The sequence below is a fragment of the Nocardia sp. NPDC055321 genome (assembly GCF_053645575.1).
The window spans coordinates 124,747-142,367 of record NZ_JBSHMS010000005.1; the positions used below are offsets into that span (position 1 = coordinate 124,747).

A 17,621-nucleotide genomic window follows, 5' to 3' on the forward strand; every position below is an offset into this window, starting at 1 on the left:
TCCGAAACCGTGGTGTGCGGTTTGGTTGCTTGTCCGGGTCGCAACCGTACCGCTCTAGTTTTCCTGAGGCTTTTTCCCCCTCCGATCGGTATTCAAACCGGAGCCGGGAAAAGCTCACAGCGTCTGCCCCCGCTGTCGCAGCCACGCCGGCGCTTGTATCCGGTAGCAAGCGTACGGCCGCGAGGTGAACCCGTCGCGCCGTGGACGCGACCGCGCTCGCGCTCCCCTATGCTCGCAAAAGTGTCGAAGTTGACGACGGCCGCCAAACGCATGCTGGTTGGCCGCCCCTTCCGTAGTGATTCGCTGGGTCACACCCTGCTCCCCAAGCGAATCGCGCTGCCCGTGTTCGCCTCCGACGCGCTGTCCTCGGTGGCCTACGCGCCGGAGGAGATCTTCCTGATGCTGTCGGTGGGCGGACTGTCCGCCTACGTGTACGCGCCGTGGGTGGGTGTGGCGGTGGTGCTGGTGATGGCCGTCGTGGTCGCCAGCTATCGGCAGAATGTGCACGCCTATCCCTCCGGCGGCGGCGATTACGAGGTCGCCACCAAGAATCTGGGTCCGACGGCGGGTTTGACGGTCGGCAGCGCGTTGCTGGTCGATTACGTGCTCACCGTCGCGGTGTCCATTTCCTCGGCGGCGTCGAATATCGGTTCGGCGGTGCCGTTCGTCTCCACGCACAAGGTGTTGTTCGCGGTCGCGGCGATCGCGATTCTGACCGCGTTGAATCTGCGCGGCGTCCGGGAATCGGGCACCGCGTTCGCGATTCCCACCTACGCCTTCATGATCGGCATGTTCGTCATGCTCATCTGGGGTTTCACCCGGATCGGTCTCGGGCAGGAGGTGCACGCGGAGTCGTACGGATTCGAGCTGAAGGCCGAGCACGACCAATTGTTCGGTATCGCGCTGGTGTTCCTGATCGCGCGCGCGTTCTCCTCGGGGTGTGCGGCGCTGACGGGTGTGGAGGCCATCAGCAACGGCGTTCCCGCGTTCCGCAAGCCCAAGTCCCGCAATGCCGCGACCACGCTGCTGCTGCTGGGCACGATCTCCATCACGCTGCTGATGGCCATGATCGTGCTGGCCCAGGAGGTCGGCATCGTCTACGCGCACGACACCAGCCAGCTGGGCGGCGCGCCCGAGGGCTACGAGCAGAAGACGTTGGTCGCGCAGCTGGCCGGTGCGGTGTTCAGCGGTTTCCCGGCCGGGTTCTACTTCATGACCATCGTCACCGCACTGATCCTCGTGCTCGCGGCCAACACCGCGTTCAACGGCTTCCCGGTGCTGGGGTCGATCCTGGCGCAGGATCGTTTCCTGCCCCGCCAGCTGCACACCCGCGGTGATCGCCTGGCGTTCAGCAACGGCATCATCTTCCTGGCCGGCGCCGCGGTGGCGTTCGTGGTCATGTTCGGGGCCGAGGTCACCAAGCTGATCCAGCTCTACATCGTGGGCGTGTTCGTCTCGTTCGTGCTGAGCCAGACCGGCATGCTGCGGCACTGGACGCGGCTGCTGCGCACCGAGACCGATCCGGCGCAGCGCGCGCGGATGAAGCGCTCGCGGGTGATCAACGCGATCGGCCTGACCATGACCGCGACCGTGCTGGTCATCGTGCTGATCACCAAGTTCCTGGCGGGCGCGTGGATCGCCATCGTGACCATGGCGGCCATCTTCGGCATCATGAAACTCATTCGCCGGCACTACGACACGGTCTCGCTCGAGCTGGAGGCCTCGGAGTCGGAATGGGACGGGGTGCTGCCGAGCCGGACGCATTCCATCGTGCTGGTGTCCAAGCTGCACATGCCCACCCGGCGGGCGCTGGCGTACGCCCGGGCCGGGCGGCCCGACACGCTCGAGGCGATCACCGTCAACGTCGACGAGCCCGACACCCGCACCCTCGTGCGGGATTGGGAGCGCAGTGATATCTCGGTGCCGCTCAAGGTGATCGAGTCCCCGTATCGCGAAATCACCAAGCCGGTGGTCGATTACGTCAAACGGGTGCGCAAGGACGCCCCGCGTGATGTGGTGACCGTGTTCATCCCCGAATACGTGGTCGGTCACTGGTGGGAGCAGCTGTTGCACAATCAGAGCGCGTTGCGGCTCAAAGGCCGATTGCTGTTCGAGCCGGGTGTGATGGTGACGAGCGTGCCGTGGCAGCTCAGTTCCTCGGCGAACGCCGGGCGGCGCACGCACGTCGTCAACGCGCCCGGTTCGGTGCGGCGTGGTTTCGGGGACGAGTCGTGAGTTCGGGAACCGATTGGCGCGGAACGACGGTCGAGGTCCGGCTCGGCGCGCCGGGGCACGGTGGTTTCTGCGTGGCGCGGCACGAGGGCCGGGTGCTGTTCGTGCGGCACGGCCTGCCCGGTGAGTTGGTGCGCGCGGTCGTCACCGAGGATCGCGGCGGGTCGTTCTGCCGGGCCGACGCGATCGAAATCTTGGAGGCCTCGGCCGATCGGGTCGATCCCACCTGCCCGGTCTCCGGTCCGGGCGGTGCGGGCTGCTGCGATTTCACCCACGCCACCCCCGCCGCCCAGCGCGGGCTCAAGCACAGCGTGGTCGCCGAACAGCTGTTGCGGCTCGCGGCCTGGGAGCCGGAGTTCGAGGTCGAGGTGATTCCCGCGCCGGTGCGCGGGGTGTCGGCGCCGCTGGGACGCGGTGCGGACGGGACTTTGCCGGCCGCTGTCGCGCCCGCCGCGGGCGGGGAATCAGGGGGTGCGCGGCCGGTGGCGCTCGGTGCGTCCGCGGGTTCCGGGCAGACAGCCAGTGGCGCGCCCGCCGGTGTGGCCCCGACCTCGGCCGGTGGCTGGCGCTCTCGGGTGCGGCTCGTGGTCGATGCCCAGGGCCGGGCGGGCGTGCACCGGTACCGCAGTACCGACGTGATCCCCGATCTGCGCTGCCCCCAGCCCATGGCCGGTGCGATGGAGGGCATCGCCGAACGCACGTGGAAGCCGGGCGCGGACCTCGTGGTCGCCGTCGACGGTGACGGCGTGCGGCACCTGCTCGAGCTGTCCCCGGTGGTGCAGTCGGGCCGGAGCAGGCGCGGCGGCAACGGTTTCCGGCGCGGCAGCGACCGCAACAGCACGGTCGCGCGCCGGGCGGCCGCGCACAGCCCGCGCGTGGAGAAGGTGTTCGACGGCACCGGCCAGGCCGTTCAGTACGTGGCGGGCCGCCGCTGGGAACTGTCGGCCACCGGCTTCTGGCAGCCGCATGTTGGCGCCGCGCAATGCTATTCGGATGTGGTGGCGGAGTGGTCCGATGCCGCGCCCGGCGCCCTGACCTGGGATCTGTACTGCGGCGTGGGCGTTTTCGCGGCTCGCCTGGCCGGTCAGGTCGGTCCCGAGGGCGGCGTGCACGGCGTCGAGTTCGCCCGCACCGCCGTCACCGAGGGCAAGTCCGCTCTACGCGACCTGCCCTGGGTGGACCTGCGCGCCGAACGCGTGGAGCAGTGGATAGTCGAGCAGCCGCCGACCGCCCCCGACGTGGTCGTCCTGGACCCGCCCCGCGCGGGCGCGGGCAAGGAGGTCATCACCGCCCTCACCGAGCGCACCCCCCGCCGCATCATCCACATCGGTTGCGACCCCGCCTCGTTCGCCCGCGATCTGGGGCTATACCGCAACGCCGGCTACCAGCCCGCCGCCCTGCGCGTCTTCGACGCCTTCCCCGGCACCCACCACGTGGAGTGCATCGCGCTACTGGAACGCTGAGGCCGAGCCGCCGCCTTCGCATCTCGATCGGCCAGGCGCGCTCGGCGGGCGGTGCCGCCTGCGCGGAGAACCGTTCGCGCGAGCCGTATGGTCTCGCCGGCAACGGATGTGCGCTCGTTACCGCAGGTGGGCGAGGTCGGGCGTGCTCCGCATCCCGTCGCATCGGGCGGTGCGGCATCGCCCCCATCGCTCTCCACGGCGGGCTCGAGCCGAACGCGTCAGCCGAGCTGCCAGGTCACCCGGACCGAGGCCGACAGCTCGCTCTCACCGAGCTCGACCGGGATCGCGCCGACATCCATCGGGGCGGACTTTGCGGCGAAGGCGATGCGCGGCGCGGGAAGTGATGCGCCCGAGGTGTTCTCGGTGATCTCGAGCACCGGGCCGAGGGTGCGCCCCGCCCGTGCGGCGTACTGTTCGGCCTTCGCGCGGGCGTGCTCCCAGGCCGCGTCGCGAGCCCGGGTCAGCAGGCTCTCCTCGTCGGCGACGCCGAGCGTGAGCCCGCCCAGCCGCACCTCGTCCCCGCCCGCGTCGACGGCGTGCGCGATGATCGCCTCGGGCCCGGGTTGCGCGGGTTTCTCCTCCGCCTCGATGTCGCGCAGCACGACGGTCAGCGAGGTGCTCGCGACGTATCCCACGACCTGCTCGCGATTGGCCTCGGTCCATACGGTCTCGGTGCGCACCGACAAACCGCTGGTCGAGACGTCGCGCGCGGGCACGCCGTCGCCGCGCAGCGACCGAATCAGCGCGTCGGCGCGCGCCCCGGCGCCGGCGTAGGCGGCGGCCACGGTGTCGGCCTTCTTCTCCACCGAGATGCTCACCCGCATGAGATCCGGTGTGGCGCTCGCACTTCCGGCGCCGAACGTGGTGATGGTGCCGGTCTCGCTCGCACTGCTGGTCACGACGTCCTCCTAGATCGGTTCCGGGGGCACACCGATGCTACCGACGCCCGCCGATTCACCCGGCCCGCCGCGCGTCGCGAGCCCGATCCGGCCCGGCTCTCCGCCCCCCGCCGTCCACGTCCGCAAGTGGCACCAGCGAGTGAACAAGCGTACTCTCCACCTATCGCGGTAGGTGCGTTTACAGTGGATACAAAGGGGTTCCAGGGTATGAGATCTCATTTTTTCGGTGAACAAGCGTACGTCGAATCGGCGGTTCGGGGGGCGGTCCGATGAGCGCCTTCGGCGAACTCGTCCAGGAACTCGCGCGGGCGGGCCGCCGCAGCGGCCGCCGGCTGTCTCGCGTCCGCGTCGACGCGACCCAGCGCACGGTCCTAGAGGTTCAGGACCTGCTCTCGGAGAGCCGCGACATCGTCTTCGGCGCGATCCGTGCCAAGACCGACGACCTGCGCGCCAGGACCGACGACATCCGGATCAAGACCGAAGACCTGGCCGCCCGCAAGAAGCGCTACTGATCACTGCCCGGGCCGCCGCACAGCACCTGCGGGTCGGCGGCCCGGTCCGAGCGTATCGGCGAATTCCCGTCCGAGACCAGGCCGTTCGTCCCGTCCGGGCGAAATTGGCGGGTCGGGTCAGCCGCCCGGTCAGGCCCCGCCGTGCGCCGCCAGCGCCCGCACCGCCGCGTCCGTCTGTGAATACGCCGCCGTCGCCAGGCGTTCCAGCAGCGCCAGTTTCACCTCGGGGGCCTGGCTGGTGAGCCGATCGAACTTCTCCGGGGACAGCACGGCCAGGCGGACCGTGGTCTCGGCGTAGATGTCGTTGCTGAAGTGCACACCGGTCAGCAGGGATATCTCGCCGAACGACATGCCGGGGGAGAGGGTGATCAGGCGGTGCCGGCGACCGGCGTTGTCCTCGAACGTGATCCGCACCCGCCCGTCCAGGATGAGGAACAGACCCGCGCGCGGACTGTCGCGAGCGATCACCAGCTCGCCGCGCGCGATCGTGCGGATCTCGAATTCCCTTGCCAGGCGTACACATTCGTCGTCCGGCAGCTCGGCCATCGCCGGATGCTCCTCGACCCGCAGCGCGGCGGGCGCGGTGTATCCGGGCGGCCGGTGCCTGTCGAGCACGAGCTGCTCGCACCATTCGGTGGCGCTGTCCCGGTCCACGAACACCCGCCCCACCGGATCGGCCGGATCCAGGCTCGAGGACATGTGCCCGAGCTTGGCGTCCGGATCCACCAGCGCCACACGGCATCCCGCCGCGGCCAGCTCGGCCTGCACGTCGGCGAGCATGCGCGCGGCGATATCGCTGACGTCGCCGACCTCGCGCAGATCCAGCACCAGCGCCTCCAGGTCCCCGGGCAGCTGTTCCACCGCGCGCACGGTGGATTCCGCGCCCGCGAACAGCAGGTCGCCGGCCAGTTCGACGATGCGCACCCGGTCGCCGTGGGCGCGCAGCAGTTCGAGCTCCTCGGGATCGCGCCGCAGCCGCGAGGGCGCCTCGGCGACCGAATAGGAGGCTCGAATCGCGGTGTGCGCGCCGCGGGTGACGTGCAGGAAGTGCAGGCCGAGCCGATGCGACAGTTCGCGGCACGCCTTGACCCCGCGCACGCTGCTGCCGTGCTCGTCCAGTCGCGGCGAGTACACCGCGATACCGAGCTGCCCCGGCAGCACGGCCAGAATCCCGCCGCCCACGCCACTTTTCGCGGGCAGCCCAACCGTGGTGACCCAGTCCCCGGCGGCGTCGTACATGCCGCAGGTGGTCATGACGCTGAGAACTTGCTCGACGAGCGGGGCGACCAGCGCGCGTTCGTGGGTCAGCGGATGCACGCCGTTGTTGGCCAGTGTCGCGGCCATGAGTGCGAGATCACGGCAGGTGACGTCAAGTGAACACTGCCGGAAGTATCGATCGACCGCTTCGTCCGGATCGCCGTCCACAATGCCGACTCCGCGCAACAGATATCCGATGGCCCGATTTCGAAATCCGGTGCGCGCTTCCGAGGCGTACACGGCCTCGTTGAGTTTCAGTTCGCGGCCCGCGAATCGGCCGTAGCTGCGTTGTATCCGAGCGAACCGGTCGGCCGGGTCACGACCCTCCACGAGCGACGCCGCGGTGATCGCGCCCGCGTTGATCATCGGGTTGCGCGGGCGCTGTGTCCTGGGGTCCAGACTGATTTCGTTGAACGGTTCTCCGGTGGGTTCCACGTCGATACGCTGGGCCACCGCCGCTGGTCCGCGGTCCGCGAGGGCCAGTGCGTAGGTGAACGGTTTCGAGATCGATTGAATGGTGAACGGGGTGTGCACATCCCCGCTCCCGTAGACCTGACCGTCGGCGGTTGCCAGGCAGATGCCGAACGAATCGGGTTGCACCGCCGCGAGTTCCGGGATGTAGTCGGCGAGTTCTCCGGAGGTGTCGGTCCGGCAGAGTTCGTATACCTCGTCGATGAGCCGGGCAACCACACCGGGGGCGGCCGAAACCGGATTTCCTGCGGTCGAATCGGAGTGGACCACGCGGCCACTGTATCCGGGTAATGTGTGTGGAGCCTCACATTCGAAGTGGATGTCGCAGGTGGCGTTCAGTTCCTGACTTAGCGGGCCGGTCGCGGCTCCGTAGACTGTTGCAAACACAGGAGACATCCGGAGGGAGCAATAGCCGTGGGAGTGCTTTCCCGGGTCGACATGCCCGAGGACCTGCGCCGGCTGTCGGTATCAGAGCTGCGTGAGTTGGCCGAGGAGATTCGTGAGTTCCTGGTGCGGAAGGTCGCCGTCACCGGCGGGCACCTGGGTCCGAACCTCGGCGTCGTAGAGCTGACCATCGCGCTGCACCGGATCTTCGACTCGCCTGCCGACCCCATCATCTTCGACACCGGTCATCAGTCGTACGTCCACAAGATCCTGACCGGTCGCAAGGACGGGTTCGACACCCTGCGTAAAGAGGGCGGCCTGTCCGGCTACCCGTGCCGGGCCGAGAGCGCGCACGACTGGGTGGAGTCCTCGCACGCCTCGGCGTCGCTGTCCTACGCGGACGGCCTGGCCAAGGCGTTCGCGCTGACCCGGCAGAAGCGCAGTGTGGTCGCGGTCGTCGGTGACGGCGCGCTCACCGGCGGCATGTGCTGGGAGGCGCTGAACAACATCGCCGCCGGGCAGGACCGCTCGGTGGTGATCGTGGTCAACGACAACGGCCGCTCCTATGCCCCGACCATCGGCGGCCTGGCCGACCGGCTCAGTGCCCTGCGCATGCAGCCGGCCTACGAGCAGGCCCTGGACGCGACCAAGCGCATCGTGCAGTCGATTCCCGGTGTGGGCGATTCGGCCTATTCGATGCTGCACGCGCTCAAGACCGGCATCAAGGACGCGGTCGCCCCGCAGGAGCTGTTCGGTGATATCGGCCTGAAGTACGTGGGCCCGGTCGACGGCCACGACACGGTGGCGCTCGAGGCGGCGTTGCGGCGCGCCAAGGATTTCGGCGGCCCGGTGGTCGTGCACGTGGTGACCCAGAAGGGCCGCGGCTACAAGCCCGCCGAGGATCACGTCGCCGATCAGATGCACGCGATCAGCCGCATCGATCCCGAGACCGGTGAGCCGGTGGGTGGTTCGTCCGCGCCGAGCTGGACCTCGATCTTCTCCAAGGAGCTGATCGCGCAGGCCGAGCAGCGCGACGACATCGTCGCCATCACCGCCGCGATGCCCGGCCCGACCGGATTGTCGGCTTTCGGAAAGCGCTTCCCGGAGCGCATGTTCGACGTCGGCATCGCCGAACAGCACGCGATGACCTCCGCCGCCGGCATGGCCCTGGGCGGTCTGCACCCGGTGGTCGCGATCTACTCCACGTTCCTGAATCGCGCCTTCGATCAGCTGCTCATGGATGTCTCGCTGCTGAACCTGCCGGTGACCCTGGTCCTGGACCGCGCGGGCATCACCGGTGACGACGGCGCCAGCCACAACGGCATGTGGGATCTGTCCGTGCTGGGCATCATCCCGAACATCCGGGTGGCCGCCCCGCGCGACGGCGCGACCCTGCGCGAGGAACTGGGCGAGGCGCTGCATATCGGCGACGGCCCCACCGCGATCCGCTTCCCCAAGGGCAGTGTCGTGGAGGACATCGCCGCGGTGGAGCGCCTGGACGGGCTGGACGTGCTGCGCATGCCCGAGCTGCTGGACGGCGATTCGGCGCAGTCGGTGCGCGGCGATGTACTGATCGTGGCGGTCGGCGCGTTCGCGGGTCTGGGCCTGCAGGTCGCCGATCAGCTGGAGGCCGACGGTGTTTCGGTCACCGTCGTGGATCCGCGCTGGGTGCTGCCGGTCAACGACGCCCTGGTGAAGATGGCCGAGAACTACCGCCTGGTGGTGACGCTGGAGGACAGCGGCCTGCACGGTGGCATCGGCTGTACCGTGTCGGCGGCGCTGCGCGCGGCGGGCGTGGACATCCCGGCCCGCGATATCGGTGTGCCGCAGCAGTTCCTGGATCACGCTTCGCGTGCGCGGGTGCATCAGGATCTGGGCCTGACCCCGGACGACGTGACCCAGCGGATCAGCGGCTGGCTCGGCGGCAACGCCACGGTCGAGCTCGATCAGGTCGGCGCCGATCCGGTGCTGGTCATCGAGCCCGAGCGGGCGCTCGCGGAATAGGCCGGCACCGGCGGCTTTTCGAGTATCGGCCGCCGGTATCGCACCGGCGGCTTTCCCGGACGCGGTGATCGCGATCGCGTAGATTCTGGAACAGGTTTCAGTTTTCTGGTTCAGGAGTTGCGTATGTCGGAAGTCGAGTCACCGTTCGTGCTCGTCGAGAAGCCGCGACCGGGCATCGCCCTGGTCACCCTCAACCGTCCCGACCGCATGAACGCCATGGCCTTCGACGTCATGGTGCCGCTGCGCGAGACGCTCGAGGCGGTGGCCGCGGACAACGAGGTGCGGGTCGTGGTGCTCACCGGCGCCGGGGCCGGCTTCTGCTCGGGCGCGGATCTGCAGCACGCGGGCCGCGTCCCGGGCGTGGAGGGACTGACCAGAACCTCGATCGCGCGCCGCTCGATGGATCTGCTCAACAACGTCATGCTCACCATCCGGCGGATGCATCAGCCGGTCATCAGCGCCATCAACGGCGCGGCCATCGGCGGCGGGTTCTGCCTGGCGGTCGGCACCGACGTACGGATCGCCGCGGACGACGCGTACTTCCGCGCGGCGGGCATCAACAACGGCCTGACCTCGGCCGAACTGGGCATCAGCTATCTGCTGCCGCGCGTGGTCGGCACCACGCGGGCCTTCGAGATCATGCTCACCGGGCGGGACGTGGACGCCGCCGAGGCCGAGCGCATCGGGCTGGTGTCGCGGGTCGTGCCCGCGGACAAACTGCTGGAGAGCTGCTACGACACCGCGGAGCAGATGATTCGCTGGAGCCGGGTCGGCACCGAGCTGACCAAGCGCATGCTGTGGAGTGGGCTGGAGGCGAGCAGCTTCGAATCGCATATGCAGCACGAGGGCACCGCGCAGCTGTACGTCCACCTGACCACGGAGAATTTCGACGAGGCCATTCGCGCTCGCCGTGACCGCCGCCCACCGATCTTCGAGGACTGAATCAGGCCCGTTCGGGTCGTCCCGGTGTGCGACGTCTGGATCTCTACCGTCCGGTATGGATTTCGGCGTGGAACACGCCGGGATACGGTTCAGCCGACCGGGCGATCCTGGTCCGGGCTAGGAAGCCTGATCTTTCGCGGGGTAGAGCGCCCCGGCCAATCTCGGGACCGATAGCTCGCGCTGCCAGTCCCGCGCGCCGCCCGCCAGCAGGAAGTCGTCGATGAGCACCGGCGCGTCGCCGTTGGTGGCGGTGCGCGGTAGCCCGTCCCAGCACATGCGGCGCAGCAGGTCCGGGGTCAGCAGGTTCTCGACCGGCACGGACACCTCGGTGGACAGTTCGGTCATGGCCGCGCGGGCGCGCTGCAGGCGGGCGGCGGCGGCCGGGTCGCGGCGTTCCCAGCGATTGACCGGCGGCGGCCCGTCGAACGGCTGGGTCAGCGGCGGCAGCTCGTTGTCGGGCAGGGCCCGGGCGCGCTCGACCGCGCCGAGCCATTCGCGCGAGTAGCGGCGCTGGCGCGGCCCGCCGTACACCGGCAGCGTGCGCAGTTGCGCGATCGACTTGGGCTCGCTGGTGGCCGCGGCGACGATGGCCGAATCGGGCAGGATGCGCGCGGGGGCGACGTCGCGGGAGCGGGCGAGCCGATCGCGGGTGGTCCACAGTTCGCGCACGATGGCCAGTTGCCGGGTGCGGCGCAGGGTGTGGATGCCCGAGGTGCGCCGCCAGCGATCCGATTTCGGCGCGGACGGCTCGGCGAGCCGGACGTGTTCGAATTCCTGTGCGGCCCAGTCGGTTTTGCCCTGTTCTTCCAGTTCGGCGGCGACCGCGTCGCGTAGCTCGAGCAGCAGCTCGACGTCCAGGGCGGCGTAGTTGAGCCATTCGTCGGGGAGCGGGCGCGTCGACCAGTCGGCGGCGCCGTGGCCCTTGCGCAGTTCTCGTCCCAGCAGGCGCTCCACCATGGCCGCGAGCCCGACGCGTTCGTAGCCGGCGAGCCGGCCGCCGAGTTCGGTGTCGAACAGCCGCGCCGGGTACAGCCCGAGTTCGGCGAGCCCGGGCAGGTCCTGGTCGGCCGAGTGCAGCACCCATTCGAGCCCGTTGATGGCCTCGGCCAGCGGTGTCAGGTCGCCGTCGACCGGAATCGGGTCGATGAGGAAGGAGCCCGCTCCGGCGCGTCGCAGCTGGATCAGATAGGCGCGGTTGGAGTAGCGGAAGCCGGACGCGCGCTCGGCGTCGACGGCCAGCGGACCGGTGCCCGCGGCGATCCGGGCGGCGGCCGCGGCGATGGCGGAGGCAGTGTCCAGTACCGGTGGTACACCGTCCGCGGGCGCGAGCAAGGGGACCGCTGCGGTGGCTTCGGGCTCTTCTGGTACGGACATGGTCTTGAACTCTACGTGTAGGACAGGGGCGGCCTGCGTCACGTCGAGTAAACGTCGGACCGCGACACGGCGCCGGGCTGCTCGGAATAGTAGTTGCCCGGCGCCGATTTGGTTGCGGTACAGCTGCTCCCGGACGCGCCACGCCGGGACCGGGCGCGAGTGCGCTCAGTCCGTGTCGTCGCCGTGCCCGACGTCGAGCCGGGTGACGCCCGCGGGCGGCAGCCCGGCGGCGTAGGCGAGCACCTCGCCGAAGGCTTCCACGTGCGGTCGCATCAGCGAGTCGCCGACCGTCCAGGACGCGCGGACCTCGAGCTGATGCGCGCGCGGCGGTCCGGCGATGTCGCCGTAGCGCACCGAGCTGGTCGCGGTGACCGTGCCGCCGAGCGCGGTGAACGGGGTGCGCGACTCGAGCGCGTCCACCAGCCAGCTCCACGCCACCTCGGGTAGCAGCGGGTCGGCGGCGAGCGCGGAGTCGATGTCGGCCTGGATGTAGGCGACCAGCCGGTACACCCCGTGCCAGGCTTCCTGCCCGTTCGGGTCGTGCAGCAGGATCAGCCGGCCGAAGGCGTCACCGTCGGAGTCGACCGGCACCACGTTGGTGTCCGGGCGGGTCACCTCGGCGCCCAGGGCGTACGAGTAGGGGGCCAGGCGCTGCGGCGGCCGGATCGGTGCCAGCTCGATCCTGGGGTGAACGGTTGCGGTTCCCATCGCATCGACCGCGGCGCGGAACCCTGTGGGTTCTTCTGGCTCCGGGGTCGGTGCGGCGCCGTCGCGGAAGTCGAGCGGTGTCACGTATGAGGACGGTAGACCTCTCGGGTGCGGTGTAGTGAGAGGCGCGCCGCTCGGGGCCTTTACGATGGGCTGCGATGAGCACTCACAGCCGCCGCCAGTTGCCCGATGCCCCCCTTCTCGTCGCCGCGTCCGGTGGCGTTCCGCATCGGCGTCCGGTGTGGTTCATGCGCCAGGCCGGACGGTCGCTCCCGGAGTACCGCGAGCTGCGCAAGGGCGTGGGCATGCTCGAGTCCTGCTTCGATCCGGAGCTGGTGTGCGAGATCACCATGCAGCCGATCCGCCGCCACGACGTGGACGCGGCAATCCTGTTCTCCGACATCGTGGTTCCGCTCAAGGCCGCCGGGATCGATCTCGACATCGTGGCCGGCGTCGGCCCGGTGGTGGCGAATCCGGTGCGGACCGTCTCCGATGTGCGCGCGCTGCCGCGTCTGCGCGCGGAGGAGGTCGGCGCGGTGACCGCCGGTATCGGCCTGCTGCTGGACGCGCTGGACCGGACCCCGCTGATCGGTTTCGCCGGTGCCCCCTTCACCCTGGCCTCGTACCTGGTCGAGGGCGGCCCGAGCAAGAATCACGAGCGCACCAAGGCGATGATGCTCGGCGATCCCGAGACCTGGCATCAGCTGCTCGGCGTGCTGACCGATATCACCATCGAGTTCCTGCAGGCGCAGATCGCGGCCGGCGTGGACGCGGTGCAGCTGTTCGACTCCTGGGCGGGCGCGCTGACCCTGGCCCAGTACCGCGAGTACGTGATGCCGCATTCGGAGCGCGTGTTCGCCGAGGTCGCGTCGGCGGGCATCCCGCGCATCCACTTCGGCGTGGGCACCGGTGAGCTGCTGGGCGCGATGGGCGAGGCGGGCGCCGACGTGGTCGGCGTGGACTGGCGCGTCCCCCTGACCGAGGCGGTCCGTCGCGTCGGCCCCGGAAAAGCCTTGCAGGGCAACCTCGATCCCGCGGTGCTGTTCGCCGGTTCGTCCGCCATCGAGTCCGAGGTGCGCCGGATCGTGCACGAGGCCGACGAGGCGATCGCGCTCGGCGCGAAGGGCCACATCTTCAACCTCGGCCACGGTGTGCTCCCGAACACCGATCCGGAGGTCATCACCGCGACGGTGAAGCTGATCCACAGCCTGCCGTCGCCCCTCTGACAACGGTTTTCGCGGCGCGGTGCGCCCGGGCGGTCACCAGGCCGCCGGGGCGGCCGCGCCGTGCCGGTGCGTGTGGCCGACGCGGAGGCCGCGCGGCCCGCGCTGCGCGTCGCGCTGCAGGACGCGCAGCGCCAGGCGTTCGACGACCTCCCGCAGCGTCATGCCCAGTTCTCCGGCGCGGGCCTCGGCCAGCGCCAGGGCGAAGTCGGGGTCGGCGAGCGCGGGGTCGCTGAGCACCTCGTCCAGGACCATCCCGCTGATCGCGGCGTGCCGGGTCAGCCGGCGTTCGGGCAGCCAGCTCAGCATCCACACGTGGTCGGATGCCGAAATCTGCCAGGCGATTTCGGGCGTGATGTCGCTGGTGACCAGCCCCGGTGAGAATGTGAGTGCCATGCGAAGCGCCTCCTTGCGTGCCCCGGGCCTCGCTGCGCGGCCCTGATACCATCATGCGTTGCGCTGCCACTTGGTGATAGAAACTAAGCACAAAGTTCCCGGGTTGATGCATACCCAAACATTCTTGTCCGAACCCTTGAGATGAACGAGGTTGTGCGGTAACGGCACTCGTCCGCCGGAACCGTTGCGTTCGGTGGGCAGGGATCGTGTCCCCGGGTAGCTACATCTCCGCAGCTCACGAGTTATCGGCGAGTTTCGACGTGCGGATGATATTCAAATGCTTAGACTCTGTCCCAGCGTGGCACTGGTCGCATCATGCACACGACACGAATGGGAGAAGCGCTATGTCCGACTCGCCCGCGGGTGAGGAGCAGATCGGCCAGGTCATCCGCCGGCTACGCAAGGAGCGCGGGCTGACCCAGGCCGACCTCGCGGCCGGGGTCGGCCGTTCACGCAGTCTCATCCAGCAGATCGAGAACGGCACCCGCATCCCCCCGCAGGACGTGCGCGAGCATCTGAGTTCGCTACTGGGCGAGGCGCTCTCGGCCCCCGGGGCACAGGACACCGATCGGGCGTCCAACGAGCTGCGCATGCAGTTCAACGTGCTGCTCGGTAAGGACCCCGTCGCGGTCGCGCGCGCCATGGCGATCGCGCAGAACCTCATCGACGCCGCCGCGATTCCCGAGCCGTACGTTCCGCTGCGCGAGATCGCCGAGCGTCAGCTGGAACAGGCCGAGGAGGTGCTGCAGCAGGTGCCCTCGGGCAATGCGCAGGTGCGCGAGTGGAATACGGTGCACGACTGGCTCACCGTGCTGCGCCGCGCGCGCACGTCGGTACGCGCCATCCAGACCGCCGACCTCGGGACCATCACCGGCGATGTCGGCGACGAGTACCTGCAGGAGATCGTGCGCCTGGCGCAGGCCGGGGTCTCGGTGCGGCGGCTCTACGTGGTCGACGCCATCGAGGACGTGTTCGCCTACGGCATCGGACTGTGGCGCCAGGCGCGGGCCGGCGTCGACGCGAGCCTGGTCGATCGCCGCTTCGCGCCGAACGCGCCGAGCATGCTGGTCGTCGACGACGGGTACGTGGTCCGAGGCGACTACGACTTCTCCCGCCGCGAACGCAGCGCGACCCGCTTCTCCGCGCTCAAGCACGACATCCAGTTCGCGATACGGGGATTCGACAAGCTGGCCGGCTTCCGGGCGTCCGGCAAGCTGGTCGATATCAACGACATCGTGCGCCTGCCGGAGCTGGCCGGGTATCAGCAGCTGGACGAGAAGGGGCAGGGCCTGTTCCGTGCGGCGCTGCGCCGGGCCTGGGAGCAGGCGGGTTCGGATTCCGACCACGGCGGTGCCGGCCGGTGATCGAACCCATCGCCGCGGCGTCCGCCCTGGACGCCCGCGCGCTCGAGTTCCTCGGCGCGCGATCCCGGATCTCCGGCCTGCCGCACACCTATCGCGGAGTCATCGACGCCTACCACGGTGAGACCGGCCTGCGCCTGGATCCGTCCGCCGCGCGGGCGCTGGACACCGCGTGGCACGAGATCATGACCGGTGACCACGGCCCCGAGTACCGCGACCGCGATCTGTACGACAAGCATCAGCCGCTGATCCTGCGAAACCTGGCCGCCGAGCGGCTCTTCCAGCGTCTGAGCGCCCCCGGCCGGGGCCTGCCCGAGGTGCGGGTCGACCCCGGTGAGGTGATCGTCTCCCCGTACTCGAGCACGGTGCTGCTGGAGGAGGCGCTGGCGACCCTGGCCCGCCCCGGCGGTGTGCTGGTGTGTCCCGAGGGCTACTACAAGAACGCGGAGTCCCATGTCGCCAAGTTCGGCATGCGCATGGTGTCGAGCCCCGCGACCGCGGACGACAGATTCGCCATCGATCCCGTGGCGCTGGAGCGCTGCCTGGATCTGCATGCGCGCCAGGGGAATCTGTGCGGGGTCCTGCTCACCCTGCCCGGCAATCCGGTCCTGACCGAGTACACGCCCGACGAGCTGATCGCGATCGGGCGGGTACTGGCGGCGGCCCGGGTTCCGGTGATCTGCGACATGTCCTTCGATCTGCTGAGCGCCACCCACGTGCCGATAGCGGCGCTGACGGTCCCGACCCCCGGCGGTCCCGTCCGCCTGTACGACAGGGTCCTGACCATCACCGGAAACTCGAAGGCGTTCAACGCCTTCGGCCCCTGCAAACTCGGTGCGGCCTGCACCGGCGACAGCGCGTGGCTGGCCCGGATCGAGGCGCGGCTGCGGGTGTCGTTCCAGCGCGAGAGCACCCACCTGGTCCGCGCGGTGCTCGAACACACCACCCCCGAGTACCTCGCGGCGAACCGAGACCTGTTGCGCCGCCGCGTCGAACACGCCCGCGACCTGGTGGCCGGCATCAACGCCCGCGCCGGCAGCCCCCTGCTCCGCCCGCTCGGCTGTGCCGACGGCATGTTCCTGACGGTGGAATTCGCACCCGGGCCGCTGGATTCGGCCCGGGTGCGCACGAGCGCGGAGCTGGAACGGCTGCTGCTCACCGAGGCCGGGATCGAGTGCGTGGCCCTGGACCGCACCGGTTCCTCCCGCCTCGGCGTCCGCTTCAACGTGGTCGCGCCGCGCCCGGGTCCCGGACTGGAGTCGCCGGACCTGGTCGGCGAGCTCTTCGATCGCCTCGAAGGGCTGCTCCAGCGGGTGACGACCGGCCGCGCACACGCGGTGCCGGAGCGCCGGATACCCGTTCCCGCATGATCGTCGGGGTTCTTCGGGAGACAGCGGCACGCGAGTCGCGGGTCGCCCTCACTCCGCCGGACGTGTACGCGCTGACAGCCGGGGGAGTGAGCGTTGTGGTGGAAAGCGGTGCTGGGGAGTCCGCCGGGTTCGCCGATGCGGAGTACCTCGCCGCCGGTGGGATTGCGGCCCCGGATCCCGCGCGGGTCTTCGACCGCAGTGACGTGATCGCCTGGGTGAAACCACCCGTGTACGACCTGCATTCGATGCCACTGCGCCCGGGCCACCTGGTCGTGGGCTTCCAGGATCCGGTGCGCCGCCGCGATCACATCGAACGGTTGTGGGCCGGGGGAGTGGAATCGCTTGCCTTCGAGCTCATCTCCGACCCGCTGGGCCGGGATCCGCTGTCGGCCATGAGCAGGATCGCGGGCGCGGTGGCCTACCGCGAAGGCCGTGCCCTGGCTCGGGATCAAGGCGACGGTCCGTTCACCACCGTGGTGGTCGGCTGCGGGCAGGCCGGACTCGCCGCCGTCGCCGAGTCCGCTCGGCACGGTGACAGGACGGTGGCGGCTGGCTCCCGGCTGGTGCAGGGACCTCACGCGCTCGAGCGCGGTGCGGGCGGATTTCAGCTGGCGGCAGATCAGGAGGCGGTCGCCGATCTGCTGGCCCGTGTTTCTCCGGACCTGATCGTCACGGCCGCCGGACGCGGCACACTGGCGCCGCTGCTGGTGGGCGACGAGGCTCTCGCCCGCGTGCATCCGGGAACGGTCGTCGTCGATCTTGCCGGGAAAGCGGGCGGAAATTGCGCCGCGACGGTCTGTGACAAGAGTTATGTCTCGACCAACGGGGTTGTCGTAGTGCACCGTTCGAATTTTCCTGCCGAGCTGCCGAGAGTTGCGAGTAAGGCTTTCGGGAGCGCGACTGTCAGAGTTCTGCTGGGGCTGGACGAATTTCGCGGGGCTGTCGTGATGAACGATTGTTATTCCTGCGCGAGTCGTTCAGATAAGAGCAGTTCGATTGTCTGAATAGTCCTGTATCCCAATGGA

General features: G+C 69.5%; 14 protein-coding genes. 9 read left to right on the top strand and 5 right to left on the bottom strand.

Translation table 11 applies throughout. The features are described 5' to 3' along the window. The first annotated feature begins 240 nt into the window (after nt 1-240). Together ACWIGI_RS09715 and ACWIGI_RS09720 are read left to right on the top strand one after the other, a co-directional pair. The gene (locus ACWIGI_RS09715) at nt 241-2,235 is read left to right on the top strand and encodes an APC family permease (RefSeq protein WP_454201940.1); all 1,995 of its coding nucleotides are present in this window, start codon (nt 241-243) and stop codon (nt 2,233-2,235) included. Next, nucleotides 2,232-3,695 (top strand): class I SAM-dependent RNA methyltransferase, encoded by a 1,464-nt coding sequence (locus ACWIGI_RS09720; RefSeq protein WP_454201941.1) that lies wholly within the window; start codon nt 2,232-2,234, stop codon nt 3,693-3,695. Before ACWIGI_RS09715 ends, ACWIGI_RS09720 begins: the two co-directional genes overlap by 4 nt. Nucleotides 3,696-3,913: 218 nt before the next feature. Here ACWIGI_RS09720 and ACWIGI_RS09725 read toward each other — a convergent pair whose 3' ends face one another. Continuing rightward, nucleotides 3,914-4,594 carry an SIMPL domain-containing protein gene (locus tag ACWIGI_RS09725; RefSeq protein WP_454201942.1) on the bottom strand — a complete coding sequence of 227 codons (681 nt, stop codon included), beginning with the start codon at nt 4,592-4,594 and terminating at the stop codon, nt 3,914-3,916. Between the two features lie 269 nt (nt 4,595-4,863). Between ACWIGI_RS09725 and ACWIGI_RS09730 the strand changes: the two genes are divergently transcribed. After that, nucleotides 4,864-5,106: a hypothetical protein gene (locus ACWIGI_RS09730; RefSeq protein ID WP_454201943.1), complete on the top strand. Its 243-nt coding sequence runs from the start codon at nt 4,864-4,866 to the stop codon at nt 5,104-5,106. A 129-nt stretch (nt 5,107-5,235) separates the two neighbouring features. Here ACWIGI_RS09730 and glsA read toward each other — a convergent pair whose 3' ends face one another. Beyond that, nucleotides 5,236-7,104, bottom strand: coding sequence for a glutaminase A (glsA, locus tag ACWIGI_RS09735; protein WP_454201944.1), 1,869 nt, complete (start codon nt 7,102-7,104; stop codon nt 5,236-5,238). 144 nt (nt 7,105-7,248) lie between these two features. Between glsA and dxs the strand changes: the two genes are divergently transcribed. Together dxs and ACWIGI_RS09745 are read left to right on the top strand one after the other, a co-directional pair. Next, nucleotides 7,249-9,222: a 1-deoxy-D-xylulose-5-phosphate synthase gene (dxs, locus tag ACWIGI_RS09740; RefSeq protein ID WP_454201945.1), complete on the top strand. Its 1,974-nt coding sequence runs from the start codon at nt 7,249-7,251 to the stop codon at nt 9,220-9,222. A 123-nt stretch (nt 9,223-9,345) separates the two neighbouring features. Next, nucleotides 9,346-10,164: an enoyl-CoA hydratase gene (locus ACWIGI_RS09745; RefSeq protein WP_454201946.1), complete on the top strand. Its 819-nt coding sequence runs from the start codon at nt 9,346-9,348 to the stop codon at nt 10,162-10,164. A 117-nt stretch (nt 10,165-10,281) separates the two neighbouring features. Here the strand turns inward: ACWIGI_RS09745 and ACWIGI_RS09750 are convergent, their stop codons facing one another. Continuing rightward, complete coding sequence (locus ACWIGI_RS09750; protein ID WP_454201947.1) at nt 10,282-11,538, bottom strand: HRDC domain-containing protein; 1,257 nt, start codon at nt 11,536-11,538, stop codon at nt 10,282-10,284. Nucleotides 11,539-11,703: 165 nt separating this feature from the next. Beyond that, nucleotides 11,704-12,330, bottom strand: coding sequence for a DUF3000 domain-containing protein (locus ACWIGI_RS09755; RefSeq protein WP_454201948.1), 627 nt, complete (start codon nt 12,328-12,330; stop codon nt 11,704-11,706). A gap of 74 nt (nt 12,331-12,404) precedes the next feature. Between ACWIGI_RS09755 and hemE the strand changes: the two genes are divergently transcribed. Next, the gene (hemE, locus tag ACWIGI_RS09760) at nt 12,405-13,472 is read left to right on the top strand and encodes a uroporphyrinogen decarboxylase (RefSeq protein ID WP_454201949.1); all 1,068 of its coding nucleotides are present in this window, start codon (nt 12,405-12,407) and stop codon (nt 13,470-13,472) included. Between the two features lie 33 nt (nt 13,473-13,505). On the opposite strand, the gene ACWIGI_RS09765 is transcribed toward hemE, so the two are convergent. Next, nucleotides 13,506-13,865: a hypothetical protein gene (locus ACWIGI_RS09765; RefSeq protein WP_454201950.1), complete on the bottom strand. Its 360-nt coding sequence runs from the start codon at nt 13,863-13,865 to the stop codon at nt 13,506-13,508. A gap of 344 nt (nt 13,866-14,209) precedes the next feature. Here ACWIGI_RS09765 and ACWIGI_RS09770 point away from each other — a divergent pair, with 344 nt between their 5' ends. Genes ACWIGI_RS09770 through ACWIGI_RS09780 form a run of 3 tightly spaced genes read left to right on the top strand, consistent with a single transcriptional unit; the run spans nt 14,210 to nt 17,600 of the window. Next, nucleotides 14,210-15,229 carry a helix-turn-helix domain-containing protein gene (locus tag ACWIGI_RS09770; RefSeq protein ID WP_454201951.1) on the top strand — a complete coding sequence of 340 codons (1,020 nt, stop codon included), beginning with the start codon at nt 14,210-14,212 and terminating at the stop codon, nt 15,227-15,229. After that, nucleotides 15,226-16,596 carry an aminotransferase class I/II-fold pyridoxal phosphate-dependent enzyme gene (locus ACWIGI_RS09775; protein WP_454201952.1) on the top strand — a complete coding sequence of 457 codons (1,371 nt, stop codon included), beginning with the start codon at nt 15,226-15,228 and terminating at the stop codon, nt 16,594-16,596. Before ACWIGI_RS09770 ends, ACWIGI_RS09775 begins: the two co-directional genes overlap by 4 nt. Then, complete coding sequence (locus tag ACWIGI_RS09780; protein WP_454201953.1) at nt 16,593-17,600, top strand: hypothetical protein; 1,008 nt, start codon at nt 16,593-16,595, stop codon at nt 17,598-17,600. Before ACWIGI_RS09775 ends, ACWIGI_RS09780 begins: the two co-directional genes overlap by 4 nt. Nucleotides 17,601-17,621: the final 21 nt, after the last annotated feature.